The following is a 242-nucleotide window of genomic DNA, read 5'->3' as shown; positions in this document are numbered from 1 at the left end:
AACTGCTGCACCAACGCCCGGTTGGCCGCGATCACCGGCGGGGGCACCACCGAGGAAAACACCGACTCATAAGCCGCCGCCGCCGAGCTCGCCTGCACCGCCGCCTGCTCGGCCTGCGCCGCCGTGGCACTGAGCCACTCCGCATACGGCGTGGCCGCGGCCGCCATCGCCGCCGAAGCCGTACCCGCCCACTCCTCACTGGCCAGCTGCGTCACCACGCTCTGATAACTCAACGCCGCCGA

1 protein-coding gene is annotated in these 242 nt (G+C 71.5%); it reads right to left on the bottom strand.

Features of this window, described 5'->3' with window-relative positions; translation table 11 throughout:
- On the bottom strand, positions 1–242 hold a 242-nt coding region (locus WU80_RS25085), incomplete at both ends, for a PPE domain-containing protein (protein ID WP_156349813.1).

It is taken from the genome of Mycobacterium sp. UM_11 (assembly GCF_001414075.1).
In the GTDB taxonomy this organism is placed as follows: Bacteria; Actinomycetota; Actinomycetes; order Mycobacteriales; family Mycobacteriaceae; genus Mycobacterium.
Note: the sequence above shows the minus strand (reverse complement) of the source record. Positions and strands in the feature narration are given on the sequence as shown.